At 39.1% G+C, this 24,899-nt stretch carries 24 protein-coding genes; 16 read left to right on the forward strand and 8 right to left on the reverse strand.

Annotated elements, in window-relative coordinates:
- Positions 1-194: 194 nt before the first annotated feature.
- From AC0KTX_RS01965 to AC0KTX_RS02020, 12 genes are all read left to right on the forward strand, one after another.
- Positions 195-875 carry a GntR family transcriptional regulator gene (locus AC0KTX_RS01965; protein WP_474250550.1) on the forward strand — a complete coding sequence of 227 codons (681 nt, stop codon included), beginning with the start codon at positions 195-197 and terminating at the stop codon, positions 873-875.
- Between the two features lie 123 nt (positions 876-998).
- Positions 999-1,637: a succinate dehydrogenase/fumarate reductase transmembrane subunit gene (locus AC0KTX_RS01970; RefSeq protein WP_474250551.1), complete on the forward strand. Its 639-nt coding sequence runs from the start codon at positions 999-1,001 to the stop codon at positions 1,635-1,637.
- 20 nt (positions 1,638-1,657) lie between these two features.
- The gene (gene sdhA, locus AC0KTX_RS01975; protein ID WP_474250552.1) at positions 1,658-3,439 is read left to right on the forward strand and encodes a succinate dehydrogenase flavoprotein subunit; all 1,782 of its coding nucleotides are present in this window, start codon (positions 1,658-1,660) and stop codon (positions 3,437-3,439) included.
- 20 nt (positions 3,440-3,459) lie between these two features.
- Complete coding sequence (gene sdhB, locus AC0KTX_RS01980) at positions 3,460-4,218, forward strand: succinate dehydrogenase iron-sulfur subunit (protein WP_474250553.1); 759 nt, start codon at positions 3,460-3,462, stop codon at positions 4,216-4,218.
- Positions 4,219-4,249: 31 nt separating this feature from the next.
- The gene (locus tag AC0KTX_RS01985) at positions 4,250-4,750 is read left to right on the forward strand and encodes a MaoC family dehydratase (RefSeq protein ID WP_474250554.1); all 501 of its coding nucleotides are present in this window, start codon (positions 4,250-4,252) and stop codon (positions 4,748-4,750) included.
- Positions 4,751-4,780: 30 nt separating this feature from the next.
- Positions 4,781-5,626, forward strand: a complete 846-nt coding sequence (locus AC0KTX_RS01990; protein WP_474250555.1) for a fumarate hydratase — start codon at positions 4,781-4,783, stop codon at positions 5,624-5,626.
- 461 nt (positions 5,627-6,087) lie between these two features.
- Positions 6,088-6,645: a Fe-S-containing hydro-lyase gene (locus AC0KTX_RS01995; RefSeq protein ID WP_474250556.1), complete on the forward strand. Its 558-nt coding sequence runs from the start codon at positions 6,088-6,090 to the stop codon at positions 6,643-6,645.
- Positions 6,646-6,679: 34 nt separating this feature from the next.
- A complete protein-coding gene (locus AC0KTX_RS02000; protein ID WP_474250557.1) occupies positions 6,680-7,858 on the forward strand; it encodes a CaiB/BaiF CoA transferase family protein in 1,179 nt (392 codons plus the stop codon).
- Between the two features lie 636 nt (positions 7,859-8,494).
- Positions 8,495-9,706, forward strand: a complete 1,212-nt coding sequence (locus tag AC0KTX_RS02005; RefSeq protein WP_474250558.1) for a M20 family metallopeptidase — start codon at positions 8,495-8,497, stop codon at positions 9,704-9,706.
- Positions 9,707-9,958: 252 nt separating this feature from the next.
- Positions 9,959-11,773 (forward strand): methyl-accepting chemotaxis protein, encoded by a 1,815-nt coding sequence (locus AC0KTX_RS02010; protein WP_474250559.1) that lies wholly within the window; start codon positions 9,959-9,961, stop codon positions 11,771-11,773.
- A 135-nt stretch (positions 11,774-11,908) separates the two neighbouring features.
- A complete protein-coding gene (locus tag AC0KTX_RS02015) occupies positions 11,909-12,370 on the forward strand; it encodes a MarR family winged helix-turn-helix transcriptional regulator (RefSeq protein WP_474250560.1) in 462 nt (153 codons plus the stop codon).
- A gap of 120 nt (positions 12,371-12,490) precedes the next feature.
- Positions 12,491-14,146, forward strand: a complete 1,656-nt coding sequence (locus AC0KTX_RS02020) for a putative bifunctional diguanylate cyclase/phosphodiesterase (RefSeq protein ID WP_474250561.1) — start codon at positions 12,491-12,493, stop codon at positions 14,144-14,146.
- A 27-nt stretch (positions 14,147-14,173) separates the two neighbouring features.
- Here the strand turns inward: AC0KTX_RS02020 and AC0KTX_RS02025 are convergent, their stop codons facing one another.
- The gene (locus AC0KTX_RS02025) at positions 14,174-14,269 is read right to left on the reverse strand and encodes a YjcZ family sporulation protein (protein ID WP_474250562.1); all 96 of its coding nucleotides are present in this window, start codon (positions 14,267-14,269) and stop codon (positions 14,174-14,176) included.
- Between the two features lie 79 nt (positions 14,270-14,348).
- Positions 14,349-16,142 carry a DNA ligase D gene (locus AC0KTX_RS02030; protein WP_474250616.1) on the reverse strand — a complete coding sequence of 598 codons (1,794 nt, stop codon included), beginning with the start codon at positions 16,140-16,142 and terminating at the stop codon, positions 14,349-14,351.
- A 44-nt stretch (positions 16,143-16,186) separates the two neighbouring features.
- Between AC0KTX_RS02030 and AC0KTX_RS02035 the strand changes: the two genes are divergently transcribed.
- A complete protein-coding gene (locus AC0KTX_RS02035) occupies positions 16,187-16,708 on the forward strand; it encodes a D-glycero-alpha-D-manno-heptose-1,7-bisphosphate 7-phosphatase (protein ID WP_474250563.1) in 522 nt (173 codons plus the stop codon).
- Here AC0KTX_RS02035 and ku read toward each other — a convergent pair.
- The 3 genes from ku to AC0KTX_RS02050 all read right to left on the reverse strand — a co-directional run bounded on the left by ku (position 16,705) and on the right by AC0KTX_RS02050 (position 18,246).
- Entirely contained in the window at positions 16,705-17,544 is an 840-nt protein-coding gene (gene ku, locus AC0KTX_RS02040) for a non-homologous end joining protein Ku (protein WP_474250564.1), read from the reverse strand. The two genes, AC0KTX_RS02035 and ku, sit on opposite strands and share 4 nt — an antisense overlap.
- Before the next feature lie 215 nt (positions 17,545-17,759).
- Positions 17,760-17,930 carry a twin-arginine translocase TatA/TatE family subunit gene (locus AC0KTX_RS02045; RefSeq protein WP_474250565.1) on the reverse strand — a complete coding sequence of 57 codons (171 nt, stop codon included), beginning with the start codon at positions 17,928-17,930 and terminating at the stop codon, positions 17,760-17,762.
- Positions 17,931-18,042: 112 nt separating this feature from the next.
- Positions 18,043-18,246: a small, acid-soluble spore protein, alpha/beta type gene (locus tag AC0KTX_RS02050; RefSeq protein WP_474250566.1), complete on the reverse strand. Its 204-nt coding sequence runs from the start codon at positions 18,244-18,246 to the stop codon at positions 18,043-18,045.
- 164 nt (positions 18,247-18,410) lie between these two features.
- Here AC0KTX_RS02050 and AC0KTX_RS02055 point away from each other — a divergent pair, with 164 nt between their 5' ends.
- Positions 18,411-18,626 (forward strand): hypothetical protein, encoded by a 216-nt coding sequence (locus AC0KTX_RS02055; RefSeq protein WP_474250567.1) that lies wholly within the window; start codon positions 18,411-18,413, stop codon positions 18,624-18,626.
- Between the two features lie 36 nt (positions 18,627-18,662).
- On the opposite strand, the gene AC0KTX_RS02060 is transcribed toward AC0KTX_RS02055, so the two are convergent.
- The gene (locus AC0KTX_RS02060; RefSeq protein WP_474250568.1) at positions 18,663-19,343 is read right to left on the reverse strand and encodes a DUF1836 domain-containing protein; all 681 of its coding nucleotides are present in this window, start codon (positions 19,341-19,343) and stop codon (positions 18,663-18,665) included.
- A gap of 304 nt (positions 19,344-19,647) precedes the next feature.
- Between AC0KTX_RS02060 and AC0KTX_RS02065 the strand changes: the two genes are divergently transcribed.
- Together AC0KTX_RS02065 and AC0KTX_RS02070 are read left to right on the forward strand one after the other, a co-directional pair.
- Positions 19,648-21,636 carry a penicillin-binding transpeptidase domain-containing protein gene (locus tag AC0KTX_RS02065; RefSeq protein WP_474250569.1) on the forward strand — a complete coding sequence of 663 codons (1,989 nt, stop codon included), beginning with the start codon at positions 19,648-19,650 and terminating at the stop codon, positions 21,634-21,636.
- A 379-nt stretch (positions 21,637-22,015) separates the two neighbouring features.
- Complete coding sequence (locus tag AC0KTX_RS02070) at positions 22,016-22,162, forward strand: hypothetical protein (protein WP_474250570.1); 147 nt, start codon at positions 22,016-22,018, stop codon at positions 22,160-22,162.
- On the opposite strand, the gene AC0KTX_RS02075 is transcribed toward AC0KTX_RS02070, so the two are convergent.
- A complete protein-coding gene (locus AC0KTX_RS02075) occupies positions 22,159-23,928 on the reverse strand; it encodes a B12-binding domain-containing radical SAM protein (protein ID WP_474250571.1) in 1,770 nt (589 codons plus the stop codon). The genes AC0KTX_RS02070 and AC0KTX_RS02075 overlap by 4 nt on opposite strands.
- A gap of 55 nt (positions 23,929-23,983) precedes the next feature.
- Entirely contained in the window at positions 23,984-24,727 is a 744-nt protein-coding gene (locus tag AC0KTX_RS02080; protein WP_474250572.1) for a FadR/GntR family transcriptional regulator, read from the reverse strand.
- Between the last annotated feature and the right edge of the window lie 172 nt (positions 24,728-24,899).

The following is a 24,899-nucleotide window of genomic DNA, read 5'->3' on the forward strand; positions in this document are numbered from 1 at the left end:
GGAAAAGTGAAGACGCTGACTGTATATGGAAGCAGGGATAAAATGTTTAATTTTTCAAAAAATTATAGACATTGAAGTTTGGATCCTATATCCTATAAAGTATAGAACAAAACTTTTTTCACAATCTGGACGTTGAAAATCAAAAACGTGAATATTCTTTTCAAATACACTGACTAGAAAGGGTTAAGCCACGTATGTCGAATCGGATAAACTTAAAAGTGGAAGACCGTGACACTCTCCATTTAAAGGTTTGCAATGTTCTTAGGAAAGCGATCCTTAACGGTGATTTTAAACCAGGAGAAAGACTAAAACAGTCAGAACTTGCTGAACAACTAGGAGTTAGTCGGATGCCGGTCAGGGAAGCGCTGCGAAAATTGGAATCCGAAGGTTTGGTTATTCTTGAGCCTCACAAAGGAGCAATAGTAAAATCCATTCAAATAGAAGATGTTCGGGAAATATATGAGCTGAGAGCCAAACTTGAGAGCATGGCGATTGAACAAAGCATGGCTTATTTTGACGAAGAAGACTATAAACAGTTAAAAGAACTTGTTGAAAAGATGGAGAATACGGATGATATCGAACAGTATGTTCAATTGAACATTGAATTCCATCAATTACTTATAAAGAAATGTCCGTGGCAACGATTGCTTTCTTTTATTGAAACACTCTGGAATGGATTTCCTCAGGAAACGCCTCATTTCTTAAGCGGTCAAACAGAAAGATCGAAGGAAGAACACCGCAAAATATTGAGCGCTATATTAGCAGGGAATAAAAAACAGGCATCTGATGCGTTGGCGGAGCATATACTGAATACCGGAAGCAAATTTATAGAGAGATTAAGGGCAAGTAAGAAGAAATCCGTTTTTGATGTTTAATAAAGAAAAAGAAATAAACTAAGAAGTTGCTTAGTTTATTTCTGAAAAAAAACTTTTGGATCCAATATCCAATATCCGTTGGGTCAACTCTCAAAATTTTGAGGAAGTGGAGGATTTGGAAAAATGAGGTCTGCCGTTAATGTGAAAACAAATCCATCTAGCGGAAGGTTTGTCTTGACTAGGCTTCATTCATTGTCAGGTGTAATTCCTTTGGGACTGTTTTTATTGGAGCATTTTTTTTCAAATGCTACAGCAATCATCGGTGAAGAAAACTTTAACAACACAGTTAACCTCATTCAATCGATTCCTTTTTTAATTATTTTTGAATTTGTTCTGATCGCGTTGCCATTGTTGTTTCATGCTATTTACGGTCTTTATATCGCCTTTACCTCTGTTAGCAATACATCCCATTATTCATATAGAAGAAACTGGTTCTTTTTATTTCAAAGAATTTCTGGTGTCATCACATTGATGTTTGTCGTTTACCATGTATGGTCTTTCAGGATTGCTACAGCAATTCATGATCAGCCAGTAAACTATCATCTCGTCAGTGAGCATCTGCAGAATCCGCTAATTTTTCTATTTTATCTACTTGGTGTAGTTTCAACTGCATTTCATTTTTCCAATGGCTTGGCGACAAGTTTAATAACATGGGGCATTACAATTGGCAAGAAGTCTCAGTATGTGGCATCACAACTTAGTCTTGGATTATTTCTGTTGCTCAGCACTGCAGGTATCGGAATATTAATGGCATTTATATAAAATTTAGGAGGTTGGCCTATATGAAAAAAGACGAGTATATAGTCGTAGGCGGCGGGCTTGCTGGGTTAATGGCAACAATCAAGATTGCTGAAAAAGGCGGAAAAGTAAAGTTGTTTTCTCTTGTTCCTGTTCGACGTTCTCATTCAGTCTGCGCTCAAGGAGGCATAAATGGCGCGGTCAATACAAAAGGTGAAGGCGACTCAACTTGGGAGCATTTTGATGACACTATATATGGCGGCGATTTTTTGGCGAACCAACCTCCAGTTAAAGCGATGTGTGAGGCAGCACCCGACATCATTTATTTGTTGGCGAGAATGGGGGTTCAATTCAATCGTACAGAAGAAGGAAAAATTGACTTCCGTCGTCTTGGCGGCGCCAAGTATTCAAGAACTGCTTTCGCAGGTGCAACAACAGGGCAGCAAATTTTGTATGCTCTTGATGAACAGGTAAGAAAATATGAGGTTGATGGGCTTGTCAAGAAATTTGAATATTGGGAAATGGTTTCGCTTATCATCGACGATGAAGGACGATGCCGAGGAATTGTTGCTCAAGATTTAAAATCAATGAAGATGAAAGAGTTCCCTGCAGATGCAGTTATATTAGCAAGTGGAGGTATAGGGAGTATTTTCAGAAAAAGCACAAATTCTGTCATCAATACTGGAAGCGCTCACAGTATAGCTTATCAGCAAGGAGTTCGTTACGCAAATGGTGAATTTATCCAGATTCATCCTACCGCAATACCGGGAGATGATAAGCTTCGCCTTATGTCAGAATCAGCTCGTGGCGAAGGTGGGAGAATTTGGGTTTATAAAGAAGGGAAACCTTGGTATTTTCTTGAGGAAAAATATCCAGCATACGGCAATCTTGTGCCGCGTGATATTGCAACAAGAGAAATTTTCCATGTTTGCGTCGACTTGAAGCTTGGGATCAACGGCGAGAATATGGTGTACCTCGATTTGTCGCATTTGCCGGAACAAAAGCTGGAACAAAAGCTTGGAGGCATCCTAAATATTTACGAAAAATTTGTTGGGGAGGATCCGCGAAAAGTACCGATGAAAATTTTTCCCGCCATGCACTATTCAATGGGGGGATTATGGGTGGATTATAATCAAATGACTAATATCCCGGGATTATTTGCCTGTGGGGAATGTGATTATCAATATCACGGTGCGAATCGTCTGGGGGCAAACTCGCTCGTTTCTGCCATTTTTGGAGGAATGGTAGCTGGACCAAATGCTGTAAAATATGTCAAAGGTCTTGAAAAATCATGGGAAGACATTCCAACTAATTTGTTTGAAAAGGAAAGAAAGAAAGAAGAAGAATATATGAATCAAATTTATAAAATGGATGGCAAAGAGAATCCTTATCAACTTCATGTAGAGATGAGTGACTGGATGGTGGAAAACGTTACAGTCGTGAGATATAACGATCGCTTGCAAAAAACAGATGAGAAACTTCAGGAGCTCATGGAAAGATGGCACAACATTGGCATAGATGATAAATCGCGATGGCATAACCGAACTGTTGCATTTGTTAGACAGCTTCGGAATATGCTGGTGCTTGCTCGTGTTATTACGTTGGGGGCTCTCAATCGAAACGAAAGCCGTGGAGCTCATTATAAACCAGAATACCCAGATCGGGATGATGAAAATTGGTTAAAAACGACTTTAGCGGAATATACGCCTGAAGGGCCAAAATTTAGTTATGAACCTGTTGATTTGAGTTTTATTCCTCCGCGCCAACGCCGTTACGATATTGTCACAAGCAGTAAGGATCAAAGCATAGCTGAAATGAAACCTTAACATTGGGAAGGAGAAAGATAATGGAAGAAAAGAGAAAAAAAACAATTCGATTAAAAATTAAAAGACAAATTAATTCCAAATCACTTCCGTATTGGGAAGAATTTGAGATACCTTATCGGAAAAACATGAATATCATTTCGGCTTTGATGGAAATTCAAAAAAATCCAGTGAATGTAAAAGGTGAGAAAGTTTCGTCTGTTGTTTGGGAATATAATTGCCTTGAAGAAGTATGCGGGGCTTGTAGTATGGTGATTAACGGCAAAGTCAGGCAAGCGTGTTCTGCCCTCGTGGATCATTTAAAACATCCCATTACATTAGAACCGATGAGTACTTTTCCGGTTGAACGAGATTTGGTGGTTAACCGCGAAAAAATGTTTGAAGCTCTGAAAAAAATCAAAGGGTGGATCCCGATTGATGGAACTTATGCACTTGATGCAGGTCCGAATATTATGCAAAAAGATCAACAAGAAGCATACAAATATTCTACTTGTATGACATGCGGTTGTTGTTTGGAAGCGTGCCCCAACGTAAATAGAAAATCTCCTTTCATTGGACCGCAAGCAATGGGACAAACAAAATATTTTAATATGCATCCAATCGGAAAAACGAAAAAGGAAGAACGGTTGCAGATTGTAGTCAGTAAAGAAGGAATATCCAATTGCGGGAACGCGCAAAACTGTGTTCAAGTATGTCCAAAGGAGATTCCGTTAACAACCGCCATAGCAGAACTAAATGCAGAAGCAAACCGCTTTTTCTGGAAGCTGTGGTTTAAAAATTAGAAAAAATTCTTTGAAACGGAGTGTAGATATGATGACAGTGAAACAAGGTTGGATAGGGAGATTTTATGAAGATTTTGAGATTGGAGACATATATCAACATCAGTTGGGACGCACAATAACGGAGACAGACAACGTTTGGTTCACTCTTCTGACACAAAACACAAATCCCATTCATTTTGACAAAGTGTACGCTGCAAAAACAGAGTTTAAAAAACCATTGGTGGATTCAACTTTTACATTAGCGCTTGTGACAGGCCAATCAGTAGCTGATGTTTCCCAAAACGTAATGGCTAACCTTGGGTGGACGGATATCAAGCTGCCAAATCCTGTTTTTGAAGGGGACACTATCTATTCATATAGTAAAGTTTTAGAAAAAAGAGAATCCAAATCAAGGCCAAATGTTGGAATCGTTACAGTGAAAACAGTCGGTTACAACCAAAATCATAAAGTTGTCATTGAATTTAAACGGATTTTTATGGTGTATAAACGAGGTTATGCACCACAAACCGGAAGAACTGAGGTTCCAGAATAGACAGATCTTATGTTTAGGAGGTAATGAACTTTGAGAACCGTTTATTATAACGAAATTGTTGAAAAAGTATCCCAAATGTGTCAAGAGGCCAACTATGATTTGAATGATGATGTGATTGGAGCGTTCAGAGATGCTCTCAAATCCGAGAAGTCGGATACAGGTAAAGATGTGTTGAATCAATTGCTTTTAAATGCGGCCATTGCGAAAAAAGATCGTGTTCCGATGTGTCAGGATACAGGTGTGGCTGTCTTTTTAGTAAAGTTTGGTCAGGATGTTCACATTGTTGGTGGAAATTTGAATGAAGCGATTAATGAAGGGGTGAAAAAAGGCTATAAAGAAGGGTTTTTAAGACATTCTATAGTAAACCATCCTTTGAAAAGAGAAAAAAGTTCAGATTACAATGCCCCTGCCGTTATTCACGTTGAAGTAGTGCCGGGAGATAAAATAGAAATTTATATGTCCGCCAAAGGTGGTGGTAGTGAAAATATGAGTTCCCTAAAAATGTTGAAACCTGCAGACGGCCTGGATGGAGTTAAAACGTTTATTGTTGATACTGTCAGGGAAGCAGGACCGAATGCTTGTCCTCCACTTGTAGTGGGAGTTGGAATTGGCGGCAATTTTGAAAAATGCGCATATTTAGCTAAAAAGTCTTTATTTCGTCCAATTGGTGAAAGAAGTCCATTGCCGGAAATAGCAGAGTTGGAAGAAGAATTATTAAAAGAAATGAATGAATTGGGAATCGGGCCGCAAGGATTGGGGGGAAGTACAACAGCACTAGACGTCAAGATTGAAATAGCTCCTTGCCATATCGCTGCTCTTCCAGTGGCAGTTAATTTGAACTGTCATGCAAGCCGGCATAAAGAAGTGATTATTTAATGATTACGAAACGTGCGAAAACTTTTTAGGCTGATAACGACCAGATCGCCATAATCAATTTTAAGAAAGCTGGACAGCTTTGGAATTAAACCGGGAAAAACAGTTGAAGTCGTGGTTTCGGACATATCGTATAGACAATATAGACAGTGGTTGAATACATTGGCATTGCTTTATTTTGAATCACCCACCATTTAATGATCAGGCATCAGGGCTGTTTTTAAAGTGAAAATAATGACGTTTGGAGATCAAGAGAACCAAGGGTTCAGACTTTTTTAGAAATAACATAAAAAATTGATTTTTTTGAATCATACCATTATCGCTGATTCAAAAAGCATAACGTTGTGTTGTTAATTGTACAAATTTTTAAAATATTTTGCCTAATAAAGTGTCTGCAACCTTTTTTTGATGTTTTGATCAAACGGTTTACATGAAAAATTAATCATAATGATTGGAGGATTGTTATGTCAGTAATCAAGATTACGGCCCCTTTTGATGAAGATACTGTTCTGTCTTTAAAAGCAGGAGATCGAGTATTAATCAGCGGAACAGTGTTTGCTGCACGGGATGCGGCACATCGGAGAATGGTGGAAGCGTTGGAACAAGGGGAAGAACTTCCTTTTGAAATCAAGGGACAAGTGATTTATTATGTCGGCCCTACTCCTCCCAAACCAGGACAGATTATTGGGTCAGCTGGCCCTACCACTAGCGGAAGAATGGATAAATATACCCCTGCTCTGCTTGATAAAGGTTTAAAAGGAATGATTGGAAAAGGTTATCGCAGCCAACAGGTTATTGATTCAATAAAGAAGAAGAAAGCGGTTTATTTTGCTGCTCTTGGAGGAACAGGGGCTTTGATTGCCCAAACAATAAAAGAAGTTGAAGTTATTGCATATGAAGATCTCGGTCCAGAAGCTATTCGAAAAATGAAAATTATAGATTTTCCCGCTATTGTTATTAATGATGCCTATGGAAATGACTGGTATAAACAAGGCGTTAATATCTTTAATCAGCACAAGTAAAGTTTTGAAAAAGTAGTGAGCAAGGAGGGATTTTGTGTTACCATTGGAAGGAATAACTGTAGTGTCGTTAGAACAGGCGGTAGCCGCTCCGTTTGCTTCAAGACAATTGGCTGATTTAGGAGCGCGTGTCATTAAAATTGAAAGGCCAGTGACAGGTGATTTTGCCAGAGGTTATGACAAAACAGTGAAAGGAATGTCAAGCCACTTTGTCTGGATAAACCGCTCAAAAGAATCTATAACATTAGATTTAAAGTCTGATAAATCGAAAGAAATTATGGATCGACTTCTTTCTAAGGCAGATGTATTTATTCAAAATCTTGCGCCCGGAGCCATTGATAGACTTGGCTATTCTCCAAAAACATTAAGGGAAAAATATCCACATCTTATTATTTGCGGTATATCAGGATATGGTACTTATGGTCCGTATACAAACAAAAAAGCTTATGATCTTTTAATTCAATGTGAAGCAGGTCTTGTTTCCATTACGGGTACGGAGGATACACCATCAAAAGCCGGCATTTCCATAGCAGATATTGCGGCTGGAATGTATGCTTACACTGGGATTTTAACAGCGTTACTTACAAGAGAAAAAACCGGTCAAGGAACGATAATTGAGATTTCAATGCTCGAAGCACTTGCGGAATGGATGGGCTATCCGATGTATTATGCAAATTACGGCGGAGTGGAGCCAAAGAGAACAGGTGCCAGTCATGCTACCATTTTCCCATATGGATCTTTTAAAACTGGTGATGGAAAAATGGTCTTTTTTGCCATACAAAATGAAAGAGAATGGTCAATATTTTGTAAAGAAATACTCCAACAGGAGAAATTGTCTACCGATCCGCGCTTTAACAGCAACTCCAACCGATTGGAAAACAAACAAGAATTAACCGGAATTATTCATTCGGTATTTAGCAGCATGACCGCACAGGAAGTAATTGAAAAACTAGATTGGTATAACATTGCTCATGCAAGTCTCAATTCCATTAAAGAATTTATTGAACACCCACAATTAAAGGCTCGGAACCGATGGACGGAGGTGGATTCGCCAGTCGGGAAAATTAAAGCCTTGATTCCGCCTGTTACGATGAAAGATATTGAATTCGTAATGAAGCCAATTCCAGACGTTGGAGAGCACTCAAAAACCATTTTAAAAGAACTAGGTTTCAGTGAAGAGGAAATTCAAGATTTTACATTTGCGGGAGTATTTTGAACATACTGCAAATATTGCTTATCCCAATACTATAGATCTTGGCTCATAATTGTCTAAGATGGAAAGAAATTGATTGATTAACCGATATATATGCGAAGTTTCCTGTCTTTTTTGTATGGATAAAGAACAACCATTTTGATTGTTGTAAAATTTAAAGAAAAAAATTTTGTAAAAAATGACGGATAGATTGAATGATTGATACAATTTAACCGTTTTTTCTGGTAAAATTTAAAAGAAAGACTGAAAAATCTTCAGTCAGAAAAAACTTAGTTGGCACCGATATAATACAGGCGGTTGCTTGGAAGAAAAAATAATCTAACTGTAAAACGTGCAACCGGGTGTTGAGAAAACCACTATCTGATAAAGTTAACCGGACGGAAATTTAAAAAGTTGCCTGCAAACATTTTCGCGCAGGAAATCTAGAAGAAAATCCAAAGAATTATCTGAAATTTCTAAAATAACAAAGTTGGCAAAATAGCCAATTTTTAATGGATGATTGCGGTACCCTCAAATCACTTCTTTTTTCTAGGAAAAGAATGGAAAGGAGCAGCGATTTCGTTACGGGGTTGCAGTTTTTTAAAGGATTGTTTTTCCATTTAAAAATTCCAAGTGTTTATAAACTTAAGCGGAGGGGAAATGGTGAAAACATTATGCACACTGCTTGATCAATTATATGAAGAAATGGTGGACATCCGGCGGGAACTTCATGCAAATCCAGAATTATCTTTTGAAGAAGTGGAAACACCTCGATTTATTGCCGACTATCATCGCAAGTTAGGACTTGATGTAAGAACAGGAGTAGGTGGGAGAGGAGTGGTGGCAAAGCTATACGGTGGAAAACCGGGCAAGACGGTTGCGTTGCGCGCGGATTTTGATGCATTGCCGATACAAGAAGAAAATGATGTCCCTTATCGGTCAAAGCGGGACGGAGTCATGCATGCTTGCGGACATGACGGCCATACAGCAACACTTCTTTGTTTGGCGAAAGCGCTAGTCCAAATGAAAGAAAACATTGAGGGAACCATCGTATTTATTCATCAACATGCAGAAGAAGTAGCTCCTGGTGGTGCCATCGCCATGATTGAGGACGGCTGTTTAGATGGTGTGGATGTTATATTCGGCACCCATCTTTGGGCAACGGAGCCGCTTGGCACCATTTTATACCGTACAGGCCCCTTTATGGCCGCTGCCGACCGCTTTGAAATTGTTGTAAAAGGAAAAGGCGGGCATGGAGCGGAGCCTCACTTGACAAAAGATGCGATTGCCGTCGCATGCCAGATCGTCGCCTATTTGCAGCAAATTGCTAGCCGGCGCATTGATTCGCAAGAAGCTGCCGTCGTTTCGGTTTGTTCATTTCAAGCCGGAAATGCCTTTAATGTCATTCCGAGCGAAGCGGAGTTAATCGGGACAGTGCGCACGTTAAACGAAGAGGTCAGAAGATTCATCGAACAGGAAATCGGAAAAATTGTCAAAGGAATCTGTCTTGCTGCTGATTGTGAATATGAATACCGATATATTCGCGGTTATCCTCCCGTTGTCAATCATCCGCTCGAAACTGAATTGATCAAAAACGTTGCAGCCGAATTGGCCGATGTTCAAAAGGTGGTGGAAACGAAGCCGAAAATGGGCGGAGAGGACTTTGCCTATTACTTGAAGCACGTAAAAGGAGCATTTTTTTTCACAGGCGCTCAAAGCCCGGAGCAGCTAGTTGCTTATCCGCATCACCATCCGAAGTTCAACATTGATGAACGGGCCATGCTGATTGCGGCAAAAGTACTGGGCGCAGCGGCACTCACCTTCCAGCATTTTGAACAACCTAAAGTAGTGGAAAATAATTTGTCGTCTTAGGTCGAGGCTTGCATAACGCTTCCTAACGGAATATCAATATAAAAAACTTGTCCTCTTGTTGAGGGCAAGTTTTTTCATGAGTTGATCTATTTATTAAAAATTTTGCAAAAAGTGGAAGTGAAAAAATGAGTTTTGATCGCCTTCTTTCCATGCCGCTCAGTTCGAAAGAAGGATGACCTTTTCACTAGGATTCCATAAACAAATTGGAATTTGTACCGATAATAATAAAAAAAGAACTTGGAAGGGGATTATATGAAGAAGAAATTGTTATTGAGACCTAGAAAAAGTCCGAATAAGTTGTCTATCAACGGTAAGCGTTTTCAAGAAAAAATGGTGATGCTTTTTAGAAAAAAAGCTTCCGAAAAAAATGGCGGATTCAAACCGAAAAAATCGGGGTTGAGAAAAAGGCTGCTCAGAAGTTTTGGAATCCTTATGATTTTAACTGCCATCATTGCAATCTTTAATTATTTTGTGCTGAACAATTTTTCAAAAGATACTGAAAATCTCGTGAAGGAAGAGGTAAAAGGTTTAATTGCCAATGAGAAATTGCGCTTCAACATAGCCGAGCGCATTTCGCTCATCAACCAATTTTTATTATATGGTGATGAAAGCATCCGTGACCGGTATGAAGAAGTGGCGAAAGATAGCTACTCCTTGCAGAAGCAGTTGTTGGAAGTTAACGGAACGAAAGAAATGAAAGACTTAATTTCAAAATGTGCTGAATGGGAAATTATTGTCCGGAATGATATTTTATTTAGCTATGATCTCGGCCGAAAAGATGAAGTGATGAAAAAAATGCGGGAAGAGGTTCAACCGCTTGGCGAAGGAATTATTTTAGGCTTTGAGAAAATAGCCGAAGAACGGCAAAATGAAGTGATGGATCGCGGAAATGACATTATTTCAGCAAGCAGCTTTTCCATTATGATTGTTGTATTGGTATCTGTTTTAGCCATTTTAATCGGCTTTATAGCTTCGATCAAAATGGCCGGTTCGATCACCAAGCCTATTGTCAGCATTTCAAATCGGATGAAGGAAATTTCTAAAGGGAATCTTGTGCATGAACCGTTAACAACCAAAACGAAAGATGAAATTCGAGATTTGATAGAAGCCGTCAACGATATGGCCGAAAAGCTGCGAAAAATTGTCCACGATATTTCTGATGCTTCGGCAACGGTTTCTCAGCAAAGTAATGAATTGTTCTCTTCTTCCAAAGAGTTGAAAGAAGGGAGCACTCAAATTGCCGCAACGATGCAAGAGCTTTCAGTCGGAGCGGAATCACAAGCAAATTCTGTATCAGAGCTTTCGGAAGCTATGGGTATGTATATGAAAAAAGTTTACAGCGTTCAAAATGGAAGCGCAGCCATGACGCAAAAATCCAATCAAGTATTGGATTTAACCAACAATGGAAGCAAGTTGATGGATCAGTCAATGGAAATCATTGATAAAATGTATGCTGATATTAAAGTCAATTTACAAAAAATTCAGCAGCTTGATGAACGTTCGAAAGAAATTTTGAAACTTGTCGATGTCATCCAATCGATTGCAGACCAGACCAATTTATTGGCGTTAAATGCGGCGATAGAAGCGGCAAGAGCAGGAGAATACGGAAGAGGATTTGCTGTCGTTGCGGATGAGGTTAGAAAACTGGCCGAACAAGTTTCCAATTCCGTCGTGGATATCCAAAAAATTGTCGAAGAAGTTCATGAGCAAACAAACAATGTCGCGAAAAGCTTCCAAGAAGGCTTCAGCCAGGTTGAAGCCGGTACGAAATCTATGAAGGATACAAGAGAAGCGTTCGTTCTTATCCAACAGAACATTAAAGAAATTACAGAAAGCATCCTCAATGCTCAAAATGAACTAAACAACATAATGGAAACAAGCGAAACCATTAATGAATCAATCTCGAACATCGCATCAATCTCCGAAGAAGCCGCAGCCAGCATCGAAGAAACATCCGCTTCCGCAGTGGCAACAAATGAAGCTGTAACATTGATCACCTCCCGTGCCGAATCGATGTCTCAGCTTGCTGGCAAATTGCAGGCTTTAGTCAAGCAATTTAACGCATAATCACATGCAATAAGGGAGTTCCCTTGTTGCATGTGAACAGAATCAAGCCAAAACCTCATTCAATGGGAGCGTTTACAAAAAATTTTGAACATAGTAAAATGAAATAAATATCTTAAAATAATCGAGGTTGAGGCTATGTTATCTTCTTTTACGCAAGAAGAAATGGAGAGGGCTTTGTCACTGTTTCAAGTTTTTGCTCGAGCTTTTAAAAGTGTTTCGGAACATGCAATCCGCGACAGCAAAGAAAACGGATTTAACCCAACGGAATTTTCCGTCTTGGAATTGTTGTACACGAAAGGGCCGCAAAAGCTCCAACAAATTGGTTCAAGGCTTTTGCTTGTTAGCGGCAATGTGACATACACGATCGATAAACTTGAAAAAAGCGGATTTATTTACCGTGAACAAGATCCGAACGACAAACGTTCTATGTACGCCAAACTGACGGAAAAAGGAAAGCATTTTTTGGATGAAATTTATCCGCTTCGGGCGCTGCGAATAGCTCGGGCTTTTTCTGGATTATCAGCGGAAGAGCAGCAGCAGTTAAGAGAGCTGCTAAAGAAATTAGGCATTTCTAGTCAAAATATTTTGTTTCGATAATATTCTCCATTTGTCTTTTTGAGCTCCTTATGGAAAAAATCAATGTTTTTATTAAATGAAACGGGTTTAATTACCGATATTAAAAGTAAGTAAGAAAAGGTGATTGGGAAGTGTTGGGCAATGGAGAACGTTTTTCAAAGATTTTATCACTATATTTTCCGTTACTATCCTGATGCCATTCTTCTTTGTGATTCGGATGGGATCATAAAGGATGGAAACGAGCAGGCGTTCAATATGTTCCAAAATTATGCCAACGTAAAAAATCAATCTGTTTTTGAATGCTTTCATATGCTAAATGACAAGGAAATCTGTGAGATTTCAGAAGCGGTGAAAAAAACTGGCAAACCTGCTGTTTTTGAAGCGGTTGTCGCAGGTCTTCCTTCTTCAATTGTAAACATTCCGTTAATCGAAGATCAGAGATTTTACGGTTTTGCCTTTATCATCAAAGATATATCGCAAGTAAAAGAAGCAGATAAAAAAATCGAGTATTTAACTCAATTTGATGATTTGACAAATTTGCCAAATGAACGCACCACGTTTGCTTTTTTGAATGCTGTTTGCCAGAAAGGTGTTTCGACTGCAATTGTCAAACTCCAAATTCGCCGTTTCAAATACATAAACGAAATATTTGGAAAAGAAGTTAGCAATGAAGTCATTCGCGCTTTTGCCGGTCAATTGAAAGCTTTATTTCCGGATACATATTTTATTGGAAGGCTTTCCAATAACGAATTTCTAATTATTATGGAAGATGTCGCTGATCAGGAGGATTTTATCCGCAATATTACTATAAAACTGGAAAACTTAAAAGATTTATTGGATATACATGGACAAGAAATTTATTATGATTACAGCATCGGCATTGCGTTTTATCCAATGCATGGACAGGATCCGGAGACATTAATTAAAAACAGTGAAATTGCCATACAAATCGGCATGCAAAAAAACGAGCGGATTACTCAATTTAACAACATCAAGAGCAAGTCGTTTGAAAGAAGAATTTATTTGGAAAATGAACTTTACAAATCGGTCAAGAAAAAAGAATTATCTTTATATTATCAGCCGATTGTCGATACAAAAGCAAAACATATCATCGGTTTTGAAGTGTTGCTTAGATGGCCTCATAAAGAATTGGGAATGGTGTCTCCTGCGGAATTTATTCCGATTGCCGAAGAAACCGGTTTAATTGTCGAAATCGGAAAATGGAGCATGGAACAAGCTTGCCGGCAATTGCAAGAATGGCGGCAAAAAGGGTACCGCGATTTAAAAATCAGTTTAAACATGTCCATCAAGCAATTTTACCAACATGATGTTGTCGATATGATCCAGGAGCTATTGATAAAATACAACATTCCCCCCGAATGTTTTGAAATTGAATTTACGGAGAGCGTTCCAATGTATAATTTGGAATGGTTTATGGAAATTATACAAAAACTGAAGAAATTGCACATTAAGCTGAGCATCGACGATTTCGGAACTGGCTATAGCTCCCTCAGCTACTTAACAAAATTGAAGCTGGACAAAATTAAAATTGACCGCTCTTTTATCCAAAATCTTTCTATGGAAAAGGAAACGGACGTTGTCGTTAAAACGATTATTGCCTTGGCCAAAAATTTAAAGCTTGCGATTGTAGCGGAAGGCGTGGAGAAAAAAGAACAAATCTCCTTCCTTCAAAACCATCATTGTTTTCAAATGCAAGGTTTTTACTTCAGCAAGCCAATCCCTTCAGAGGAGGCTTTTCAATTATTGCAAAAAAAACAGGATGACATCTTTTTGTAAGAGGGCGGCATCAACACCGCCCTTTTCTTAATACCACCAAGAAGCCCCAACAATAATTAGGAGAATAAACAAGACAACAATTAACGCAAATCCGGCGCCGTAGCCTCCAGCAACTCCTGACATTCACAATCCCTCCTGTTATCAAGTTTCATCATTACAGTTTTACACTATGCTGGAACGTTTTTGCTTGTATAGGCATTGCTCATGATAAATGACGGATTATTTCCCGAATTTTTTCTTCTTGGTTGATATAGAAAAAGTTGGTCATAGGGCAGTCTATCGATTTCAACCTTTTCATACAATATTCCATAGTAAAGCGTTCCATATCAAGCTTGTCATTGACTTCGCTCCAATACAGGGGGGCAGCGACAATTCCATGTTCATTGCCCCTGACGGAATATGGGGCGATGATCGTCTTTCCTTCCCCATGTTGAACATAATCGATATAAAGACGGTCGGCTCGCTTTTTTTTCAAACGTTCAGTTGTCAGTTTATCTGGAAATTGTTTTTCAAGATAGTGAGCAAAAAAGGATGTAAAAATTCGTGTTTCATCATATGTGATATCATCGGAACCGATCGGAATATGCACTTGGATGCCTTTGTTTCCGGAAAGTTTAGGAAAAGAAATGATATCAAATCTGTCAAGACACGATTTTAATTGCAGAGCTGCAAAAACAGCTAAATGAAATTCATTTTTTGAAGGGGGATCCAGATCAAAAACAATTTCAATCGGATTGTTTTTCCCCGTTTTGTGAAAAGGGAGATGAAATTCGATGGCCAGCTGATTTCCGAGCCACAAAAGGGAACGTTTATCATTGCATATGATGTAATGAATCCCATCGATCATTTTCGTTTCAATAAAGTCCGGGGCATAATCAGGACAATTTTTTTGAAAAAACGAATCTCCCATGATGCCGTGCGGATAACGGATGACGGTTAATGCGCGGTCTTGCAAAAAAGGGAGCATATAATCGGAGGCATCCAGCAAGTAAAGCAAAAAATCTTGCTTTTGCCAATTGTCTTTGGGCCAAAGCGGTTTCTCAAGATGAGTAATGGAAACCTCTTCCGCATTTGCTTCAGCCATTTTTAGCTGTAAATAGGTGCATTCCCTCCAATCATGATCCAATTGAAAAGAATCGAAAAAGGGCTCCCTTAAGGTTTCGCCTTGAAATGAAAGAAAAAACAGTTTGATGCAGATAGCCGGATCGATGGAATAAAGGCTGTTTTTTTTTCTTCCTTTCTTTTTTATAATGTTTAACAGCGCTCTTTTTTCTTCTTCACTCATACCGTGTGAAAAAACGCCCACCGGCATCATTTTTTCTTTATGATGGACGGATACATGAACGTATCCGTTTGTCTGATCCATCCCTGATACAATAAAGAGCGCTTTCTTATAGTTTTTGATTTTCAGCCAGTTCTTCGTTCGTTTCCCCTGTTCATATGTACTTGTCAAATGTTTGGCGATGATGCCTTCTCCGTTATGTTTACGGACTAGTTCCCACAACGGTGAAAATTGATCGTAACATTCGACCATTTGAATAAGTTGCTCAAATTCTGGACATACATGTAACGGCAGTCGCAATGATTGAAAAAGAGAGGAAAGCTTTTTTTTCCTCATCTTAAGCGGCATTTTCGTTAAATCTTGCCCTTTGTAAAGAAGGACATCAAAAACAAGAAAACGAACCGGCCGGTCTTCTGTTTTTTTCTCTTTTCTTTTCCAGCTTTTTTTTAGCAAAGAGAAATCAGATGAAAACGCCGATTTTAACACTGCAAGCTCTCCGTCTAAATGGAGCGGAAAAAAAGGCTTCCATATAGGTAGATGTTTTTCAATAAACTGTTTGATTTCCGGAAAAAAAATGGTCAAATCTTTTCCGTTTCGGCTCATTAAGGACAGCCTGCCTTCTTCTGCCTGTAAAAAAACACGGAACCCATCGAATTTTGTTTCATAAATCCAATCTTGTCCTTCTGGTATTTGAAAAGATAGTGTTGGCATCATCGGCTTCAAGGAAATTCACCCTTTCATGATTGGAGGTTTTCATAATGAATAAAGCTGTTTTTTTAGACAGAGACGGTGTTGTGAATGAAGTTTTAACAAACAGGGTTCATTTTGTCAACAAGCCGGAAGATTTTTATTTGTTGGACGGTGTTGGCGAAGCGGTGGCCCTGTTAAACCGCTCAGGATTTCAAGTATTTGTTGTCACAAATCAAGGCGGGATCGGACTAGGGTATATGTCAGAAAAAATGCTGCACAAAATTCATGATAAAATGGTTCGAGAAATTGGGCGTAAAGGCGGGCGCATTACTGATATTAAATATTGTCCCCATGCGCCAAAGGAAAGGTGCAGCTGCCGCAAGCCAAATCCGAAAATGATCCTTGATTTAGCCGAACAATATCAGGTTGATTTAAAAAAAAGCTATATGATTGGTGATCGCGATGTTGATTTGATTGCCGGCAAAAAAGCTGGAGTGCGGACGGTTTTAATAGGCGGTTGTGACCCGGCAGCCGATTTTTGTTTTCCTGTATTACTTGATGCCGTGCGCTTTATTGTGGGGAAAAACTAAGCCTTTTGGCGGACAGTTTTCTTCTTTTTAGTTGTTTTTTTCTTATCTGGCGTTTTTTGGTTTACTGATTTGGAACGTTCAATGCTTGCTTCAAGCGCACTTAACAAATCGACGACATTTTTTTTCGGAGCGTCTGCTTGCGTTTTCGGTTCACCTTGCCTGATCTTTTCTTCTATTTGCTCTTTCAACCCGAGCCGGTATTCGTCTTGATATTTTTCTGGTTCAAATGTTGTCGAGAGCTGGTCAATGAGCATCATGGCGGCATCTAGTTCTTTTTTTTCAATGTTGATATTTTCCGGAAGTCCCGGTACATCTTTCGCATTTCGCACTTCGTCCGGGTAATGGATCGTTTCCATCAAGATGGTGTGTTGATATGTTCGGATAACCACTAATTGCTCTTTTGAGCGCATCGTAATTTTCCCGATGCCGATTTTTCCCGACTTTAGCAAAGCTTCTCGGAGAAGGGCGTACACTTTTTGTCCGTTTTCGCCTGGACCGGTGTAATAGGAGCGGTTAAAATAAATGGGGTCTATTTCTTGCAAATCAACGAAGTCGATAATTTCAATTGTTTTATCCGTATGCTCTTGATTGTATGTTTCCCAATCCTCATCGGTAAAGACAACAAATTTTCCTTTTTCATATTCAAACCCTTTGACAATCTCCTCTTTGTCCACTTTTTCATTGCATGTTGGGCATCGCTTTTCATATTGAATCGGTGTATTGCATTTTTTGTGCAGCTGGCGGAAACGAATATCTTTCTCTTCTGTTGCCGCAAACAGTTTTATCGGAATATTTACTAATCCAAATGAGATGGAGCCTTTCCACATTGTATGCATAAAATTGTGTCCGTCCTTTCTGAGCCAATCTTTTTCAATAGTTTGTGTTAAAACCAAAATATGATTTATGTTAAAAAAAGTAAAAAGGGGTTGTCCGAAAAATGGTTTTTCAGCCCAAACATGAAAAAAGTAAGACCAAAGAATGCTGTTAAATCAACATTCTTTGGTCTTTTATTTGGAAACATGTGATTCAGACAGCCCCTTTACAGTGGGTATCAGTGACTTTTTTTCTTTTCTTCTTCTTCATCAAGAATTCCTTTTGTTGCCATTTTGAATTCCCTAAGCGTTCTTCCGGCGGCTTTTCCAAGTTCAGGAAGTTTGCTTGGTCCAAAAAGCAAAACGGCAACAAAGACAATTAAGATAAATTCTGTCCAGCCAATTCCCATGTTCTGTTCCTCCTATATATGGTTGCTTAAACATTAGAAGCAGCCAATCAATTTCTATGCTTATTTTACCGCAGCTTATCCAAAAATTGAAGAACACGGGAATGGAAAATGATCAACGATTTTTTTTCAAATCGTCATGAAAACTTGTCTGTGCTTGGCCAATAAGGCGTTTCGTGATTTCGCCGCCGACCGACCCGTTTGCCCGGGATGTGGTGTCTGCATTGAGATGAACGCCAAATTCTTGGGCAATCTCCATTTTAAATTGTTCAAGCGCCTGCTCGACACCAGGAACGACGAGTTGCTGTCTCTTTGCCATTTCCTTCAACTCCTTTCAGCTACCGGTTTATTTTTAATATTCGAAAAAAGACGGGAGAAGATGCATGGAATATGTTGTTGCTTTTGAAATCCATTTCCCTAAAAACGAAATGTTTGGTATTATAGAAAAGATTGGTTAGTAAACAAATGTAGGAGGAGATTTTATTGAAGGAGAGATCTTTTTCCGATTATGAAATCATTGACAATTGTTTTAAACGCATTTCCAAAGATCTTCAAGAAATGGTGCGGATGATGGAACAAAAAATGGAGTTTACATATGAAAGCTACTTGGAGTACGACAAAATGAAAAACGAATTGCTTGAGGATTTGCAGGCACTTGAGTTTTATATAAAAGGAATGGCCAAAAGAAATAGTAAGTAGCCGAGAGCCGGGAATGACATTGCCGACATCCCGACATCATAACAACTTTTCGTTTACATAATGAGCTGCTTTTGATTTGAAAAAAGAAGTTAAAACGGCTAGCACAGCTACGACCGCCACTTGGCAAATTTTGTCCAACTGTTCGTCCGACAAAGGCTCGTTTTGCAGTTGCTTTTTCGTTTCTTTATATAGAATGTTTTCTAATTCACTATTTTTCTCGAGCTGCACGTTTGTTATTTTATCCAAAACTTCTGTATATAACCGGTAAAATTTTAATGGACTGATCAAATCATCCTGCCTGTCCGAAATGGTGTTAAACACTTTCATAAGCAGTGAGCGGATTGTTTCAAAGTCAAAGATTGTTTTTAAATCCTTCACGATTAGTAAAAGGGCAGTTTGTTCAGCAGAATATTTTTTGCCAAGTTCCGGCGGTCCGATAAGCTCCTTCACATCCCGTTTCACCCAATTTTGTACAGAGGTGGATGTCAGAGAAGGCAAATCCCCTAAATTGCCGAGCAGCACAATTTCGTTTGAGGAAAGACCCCGTTCACCCTTTTCCTTCCCTTTCCTGAATTTTTTCAGGAAATTCAAGAGTTGATAGTTTTCATCCATTGCTGGAGATTGCAATAGGATATCATTCGGCGTTGCGTCGGAAATTCCTTTCAATGACATAAGCAGTTTGACAATTGTTGAGCGTGCTGAATGAACGTTTTCCATAGAATCCCCTAATCTAGTGCGTTTTTCTTAAATTATAATACAAAATTGAAGAAACTTTCATTATCCATTTGAATTTTTCGGCTTCAAAAAATTTCTTTTAAAACGCCATCGTTTTCCGTTATGATTAAAGATGTGCACAAATTCAAATGAAGGACAGATTTTGTTCGAGATTTTTGGCGCACAAGGATGTTGTCCGAAATTATTAGCCTTTAGCGAAAGATTAAAACGAAATCAAACTTATCATCAACAGTTCATGCCATTTTCTTGCAAGTCATGGTATGATCGTGGAAGGGAGGGGAAATTTGTGCGTTTCATTAACATCATCTTTTCATTTTTCATAACGCTGTTTTTCATCGCAGGTTGTTCAAATGATCCAAAACCTGAAGATCGCTTTGCAAGCTTTATATCCAAGTGGAATGATCAAAATTTTTCAGCAATGTATGATCAGTTATCTTCCGAAATAAAAAATAAGGTAAAAAAAGATGAGTTTGTTTCTCGTTATAAAAAAATCTATCAAGACATTGAAGTGAAAAATTTAAAAGTTTCTTTTGCAAAGCCGGATGAAGAAGTAAAACCTGATAAAAAAGGCGAAGTAAAATTTCCTTTTCAAGTATCAATGGAGACAATCGCAGGGAACATAAGCTTTGAAAATGAAGCGGTTTTGAAAAAAGAAAAGACGGATGATGGGGAAGATTGGAAAATAAAATGGAATCCTTCATATATTTTTTCCCAGCTTGATGAGGGGGAGGAGGTTTCCATTCAATCAACGATTCCAATCAGAGGACAGATTTTTGATCGGAATGGAAAAGGCCTTGCGATTAATGGGCAATTGTATGAAATCGGCGTTGTACCGGGAAAAATGGCGGATCAAAAGGATGAAATTATTGCGCAAACAGCAAAGCTGCTGGGGATTTCAGAGGAAGAGATTGAACAAAAAATGTCTCAAAGCTGGGTGAAGGACGATTCTTTTGTTCCGCTGAAAATAGTGAATCCTGCTGACACCGAACTTGTTAGCAAGCTTCTTAAAATTCCTTCCGTCTTGAAAAAAAACGTGACGGGGCGAATATATCCGTTTGGCGAAAGCGCAGCCCATTTAACAGGTTATTTGCGTCCGATGTATAAGGAAGAACTTGAAAAATTTCAGCAGAAAGGCTACAGCTCATCCGAACAAATCGGTGCAGCGGGTTTGGAACAAATATTTGAAGACGAACTGCACGGTAAGACAGGATGGACGATCAAGGTAAAAGGAACCGATGAGGTTATCGCCAAAAAAGAAGCTGTAAATGGAAAGGATATTCATTTAACCATTGATGCTGATTTGCAGCAAAGGATCTACAAGGAATTGTCGAATGATTCTGGAGCTGGTGTAGCCATCAATCCGCAAACGGGGGAAACGCTAGCTTTAGTGAGTGCGCCGTCTTATGATCCAAACAAATTCCAATCAGAATACGAAAAGAAAAAAGATGACCCCAATAAACCGTTTATCGCAAAGTTTGCTCATGTATATGCACCAGGTTCATCTTTAAAACCTTTGACTGCCGCCATCGGTTTAAACACAGGGGCAATCGATCCTAATGAAAAAGTTTCGATAGCAAAAGATACTTGGCAAAAGAATAAAAGCTGGGGAGATTATTATGTGAAAAGGGTGCCGTCTCCAGTGACAAACGTAAATTTGCGCGACGCCCTTGTTTATTCCGATAATATTTATTTTGCCCAAGCGGCACTAAACATTGGGGCAGAAAAATTTATGAAAGGCCTTGAGTCATTTGGATTTAATGAAAAAATTTCCTTTCCATTTCCTGTCGAAACGTCCAAAGTCGCCAATAATGGTTTAAACAGCGAAGTACTTTTAGCCGACTCAGGTTACGGACAAGGACAAATTCAAATGAGCCCATTTCATTTGGCTTACGCCTATACAGCATTTGTTAATGGCGGAAACATGGCCGCCCCCGTTCTCGTAAAAGAGGGAGATGTAAAACAATCATTCTGGAAGAGCAATATCCTTTCGCAGGAGCAAGCCAACATGATCTTTCAAGATTTAATTCAAGTAGTGGAAGATCCGAAAGGAACGGGTCATGAACCGCAAATCAACGGATTGAAGTTGGCTGGAAAAACCGGAACCGCCGAGCTCAAAAGAGAAAAAGGGGAAAGCGGTCAAGAAAACGGCTGGTTTGTCGCCGTTGATGCCGGTCAAAAAGATTTATTAATTGCAATGATGATTGAAGATGTTGAAAATCGCGGCGGTAGCCATTATGTTGTTCCAAAAGTAAAAAACGTGTTCAAAAATAGATAGACAATCATCGTAAAGGGTCTGTCTGAAAAGCGCATTTTAGTGCCACATGATTCCAAATAAAGACCAAAGAATGTTGATTTAACAGCATTCTTTGGTCTTACTTTTTTCATGATTGGGCTGAAAAACCATTTTTCGGTCACCCCCTTTTTTATGGACACATCACCTTAGGAAACAAAAAATTCAAGGCGCAACTAAAGTCATTGAATAAATGGTTTTCATCTGAAAAAAATAAAGGGTGATGAACCGCAAGCAATACAAGGCTAGAGTGAAGCAGCGCAAACAGGCGAAACGCTGTTGAAAAGCCTGCCTGTACAATAATCTTGCTCGCCTAGCCATAAAAAAGGACAAACTGAAGAAAAAAGGAGCAAATGGAAAACAAATGGATAGAAAGAAAGGGATTGAAAAAAATAAAAAGGAAGCCAAACAAGATGCAGAGTTCGGCAGCGAACTAGGGGATCCGAATGCAGCAAAAATATACGATATTTTGCAAGGAAGCAAAAAACGTCAGAAAGGCGGGAGCTGCTAAGCTTCCGCCGCCTTTTTGAGTGCCGTCAACGGAAAAGTGAAAGGATGAGCAGTTTTTTCCGCTGGATCATAATAAACAAGCAAGATGGTCGGTTCTCTCATCAGCAGCCCTTTTTTGACAAATAATTCAGGATCAAACGGAAGCTTTTCCAACACAGTATGTTTGTACAAATCTTTTTCCGAAAGTGATAATTTTAAGAAAGATTCGCCAAGCAGCTCTGGTTTTTGCAAAATCGTTTGATAAATGGATGATTGCTCTTCTTTTGGAAGCTTTTCTTCCCACCAAGGCTTCCTCGGCTTCGTTTTTTGGCTGCACAAATAATCGTATTTCATAAATCCTTCCGCAACGTCTAGGTGTTCCGGCTCATTTTCTTTCAAAAATGCAAACAATCGCTTGAACAAATCTTCAAGCTGATGGCCGATTCTTGCCCAGCCGCGCTCATCCCAATACGCCCCAAATTGCTGGAAGAAATCAAAAGGTGTATCAAAGACGTTTTTGACCAAAAATTCTATCGTTGCGTCCATGCGGTGATCGTTCCAATATTTTTCGAGGACATCTTCTACTTGTTTAATTTTTAAAATGTCATGAAAAGAAAGGACGTTGTTGGACAATATTTCGTATGGCGCCACATCCATGTAAACGTAGCCGTAATGATCGGCTCCAATTCTTAAACCGGTTCCCCGCAGCAACTTCAAAAATCCGAGCTGCAATTCTTCCGGTCTTAAGTCAAATACATCGTTGAACGTTTTTTTAAAGGAATGGTAATCTTCCTCAGGAAGCCCAGCAATTAAATCAAGATGCTGATCAATTTTTCCGCCTTCTTTGATCATTTTCACTGTTCTGGACAGTTTGGCGAAGTTTTGTTTCCTTTTTACTAGTTCATTCGTCAAATCGTTTGTCGATTGAACTCCGATTTCAAACCGGAACAACCCTTTCGGCGCCTTTTCGTTTAAAAATTGAATCACTTCCGGACGCATGATGTCCCCGGTAATTTCAAATTGAAAAACGACTCCCGGCACATGCTCGTCGATTAAAAATTGAAACATGTCCATCGCATACTTGCGGCTGATGTTAAAAGTGCGGTCGACAAATTTGATCGTTTTCGCACCATTTTTCATTAAGAAACGAATATCTTCCTTAATTTTTTCCCGGTCAAAATAACGAACACCAACCTCAATGGAAGACAAACAAAATTGGCAGCTGAACGGACATCCGCGGCTTGTTTCGATATACGTGATTCGTTTGGAGAGATGCGGCAAATCCTCTTCAAAGCGAAACGGCGACGGCATTTTGCGCAGATCGATTTTATTTCGCTGCGGATTTATGAAAATCTGCCCATTTCTCCTAAAAGCAAGTCCGCTCACTTTTTCCCATTCTTGGTTTCCGTGGGCTTCCTGTAAAAACTGCTTAAACGTTTCTTCCCCTTCGCCGATGACAATAAAATCGATTTCCGGAACTCTCTCCATCCACTCTTTTGTATCATAAGATACTTCAGGGCCTCCTAACACGATCAACAGCTCCGGTTTTATTTTTTTCAACATTTTGATCACTTTGATCGTTTCTTCAATGTTCCAAATGTAGCAGCTGAATCCCAATATTCGAGGATTTTTTCGGAAAAGATCGGTCACAATGTTCATCGCCGGATCTTTAATTGTATACTCGCTCATTTGAACATCAAATTCCGGCTTTGCATATGCTTTTAAATAGCGGATGGCCAAATTTGTATGGATGTATTTTGCATTTAAAGCACTCACAACTATGTTCATCGTTTTGCACCTTTTTCCTTTTGAATTGAAAAATTGCAGCATAAAAATAGTTTTCTTATTTCACTTCGTTTTGGTTGGAAATGGGAGCTTCCTGAAAAAATTTTGCCAGCACATTTTCAACATTGACCAAATGTCTGTTCATTTGTTGTTGTGCAAGATCTTCCTTTTGTTCACGGATCGCTTCGAAAATGAGCATATGTTCATCTAATAACTGCTCGCTTGCAGTTTGATCGGAAAACAGCCAAATTCTTCTTGTTTCTCGCATCGTCTCAATCATCAAACCTGAAATATTATTCATCAAGTTTATTAACATCGGATTTTGGGAAGCTTCAGCAATTGCCATATGGAAAAGAAAATCAGCTTCATCGCCAAGTTCTTTATTTCCAAGTCCTTCCCGCATGCGATCAAGCGCATGCTCCATTGTTTTTAAATCTTTCTCCGTCCGCTTTCGGGCAGCGACTGCAGCTGTACCGACTTCTAAAAGTTTCCTTACTTCCATTAAGTGAACAATGTCCTCTTTTTTCATTAACGCCGCAATCGAAATGGGAAAGGATATCATGGAAGGATCAAATGAGCGGACATATGTTCCTTCTCCTTGTTTCATTTCGATCAATCCCATTGCTTGCAAGGCGCTTAAAGCTTCACGGATCGCCGCTCTGCCCACTTGAAAATTTTCGGCCAATTGTTGAACCGAGTCCAATTTGTCACCGGGTTTGAGCACCCCCTCTTTTATCATGTCAAAAATCGTTTCCGCTACTTGCTCATAAATTTTTTTCCGTTTTATTTCTTTATATTTCACAGGATTTTTCACCTCATTATCAAAATCCGCACCCATTAGTTGATTGTTCTAATCATAATATATAGTAGCAAATCAACAGTATAAATGAAACATTTGCAAAAATGCGAAATAATGAACAAGGTCGTTTATATAACAAAACAGAGTCATCTGATGACCGGTTGACTTAAAAAAT

The organism is Aeribacillus sp. JST-2 (genome assembly GCF_056032925.1).

Bases quoted from the DNA above. Each gene is read 5' to 3' on its own strand.
- AC0KTX_RS02060 (WP_474250568.1), bottom strand. From the start codon at position 19,343: ATGGAAAACGTTCATTCAGCACGCTCAACAATTGTCAAACTGCTTATG.
- AC0KTX_RS02010 (WP_474250559.1), top strand. From the start codon at position 9,959: ATGAAGAAGAAATTGTTATTGAGACCTAGAAAAAGTCCGAATAAGTTG.
- AC0KTX_RS02015 (WP_474250560.1), top strand. From the start codon at position 11,909: ATGTTATCTTCTTTTACGCAAGAAGAAATGGAGAGGGCTTTGTCACTG.
- AC0KTX_RS02070 (WP_474250570.1), top strand. From the start codon at position 22,016: ATGGATAGAAAGAAAGGGATTGAAAAAAATAAAAAGGAAGCCAAACAA.
- AC0KTX_RS02030 (WP_474250616.1), bottom strand. From the start codon at position 16,142: ATGATGCCAACACTATCTTTTCAAATACCAGAAGGACAAGATTGGATT.
- ku (WP_474250564.1), bottom strand. From the start codon at position 17,544: ATGCATACAATGTGGAAAGGCTCCATCTCATTTGGATTAGTAAATATT.
- AC0KTX_RS02050 (WP_474250566.1), bottom strand. From the start codon at position 18,246: ATGGCAAAGAGACAGCAACTCGTCGTTCCTGGTGTCGAGCAGGCGCTT.
- AC0KTX_RS02005 (WP_474250558.1), top strand. From the start codon at position 8,495: ATGGTGAAAACATTATGCACACTGCTTGATCAATTATATGAAGAAATG.
- sdhB (WP_474250553.1), top strand. From the start codon at position 3,460: ATGGAAGAAAAGAGAAAAAAAACAATTCGATTAAAAATTAAAAGACAA.
- AC0KTX_RS01995 (WP_474250556.1), top strand. From the start codon at position 6,088: ATGTCAGTAATCAAGATTACGGCCCCTTTTGATGAAGATACTGTTCTG.
- AC0KTX_RS02035 (WP_474250563.1), top strand. From the start codon at position 16,187: ATGAATAAAGCTGTTTTTTTAGACAGAGACGGTGTTGTGAATGAAGTT.
- AC0KTX_RS01970 (WP_474250551.1), top strand. From the start codon at position 999: ATGAGGTCTGCCGTTAATGTGAAAACAAATCCATCTAGCGGAAGGTTT.
- AC0KTX_RS02025 (WP_474250562.1), bottom strand. From the start codon at position 14,269: ATGTCAGGAGTTGCTGGAGGCTACGGCGCCGGATTTGCGTTAATTGTT.
- AC0KTX_RS01965 (WP_474250550.1), top strand. From the start codon at position 195: ATGTCGAATCGGATAAACTTAAAAGTGGAAGACCGTGACACTCTCCAT.
- AC0KTX_RS02075 (WP_474250571.1), bottom strand. From the start codon at position 23,928: ATGAACATAGTTGTGAGTGCTTTAAATGCAAAATACATCCATACAAAT.
- AC0KTX_RS01985 (WP_474250554.1), top strand. From the start codon at position 4,250: ATGACAGTGAAACAAGGTTGGATAGGGAGATTTTATGAAGATTTTGAG.
- AC0KTX_RS02020 (WP_474250561.1), top strand. From the start codon at position 12,491: ATGGAGAACGTTTTTCAAAGATTTTATCACTATATTTTCCGTTACTAT.
- AC0KTX_RS02045 (WP_474250565.1), bottom strand. From the start codon at position 17,930: ATGGGAATTGGCTGGACAGAATTTATCTTAATTGTCTTTGTTGCCGTT.
- sdhA (WP_474250552.1), top strand. From the start codon at position 1,658: ATGAAAAAAGACGAGTATATAGTCGTAGGCGGCGGGCTTGCTGGGTTA.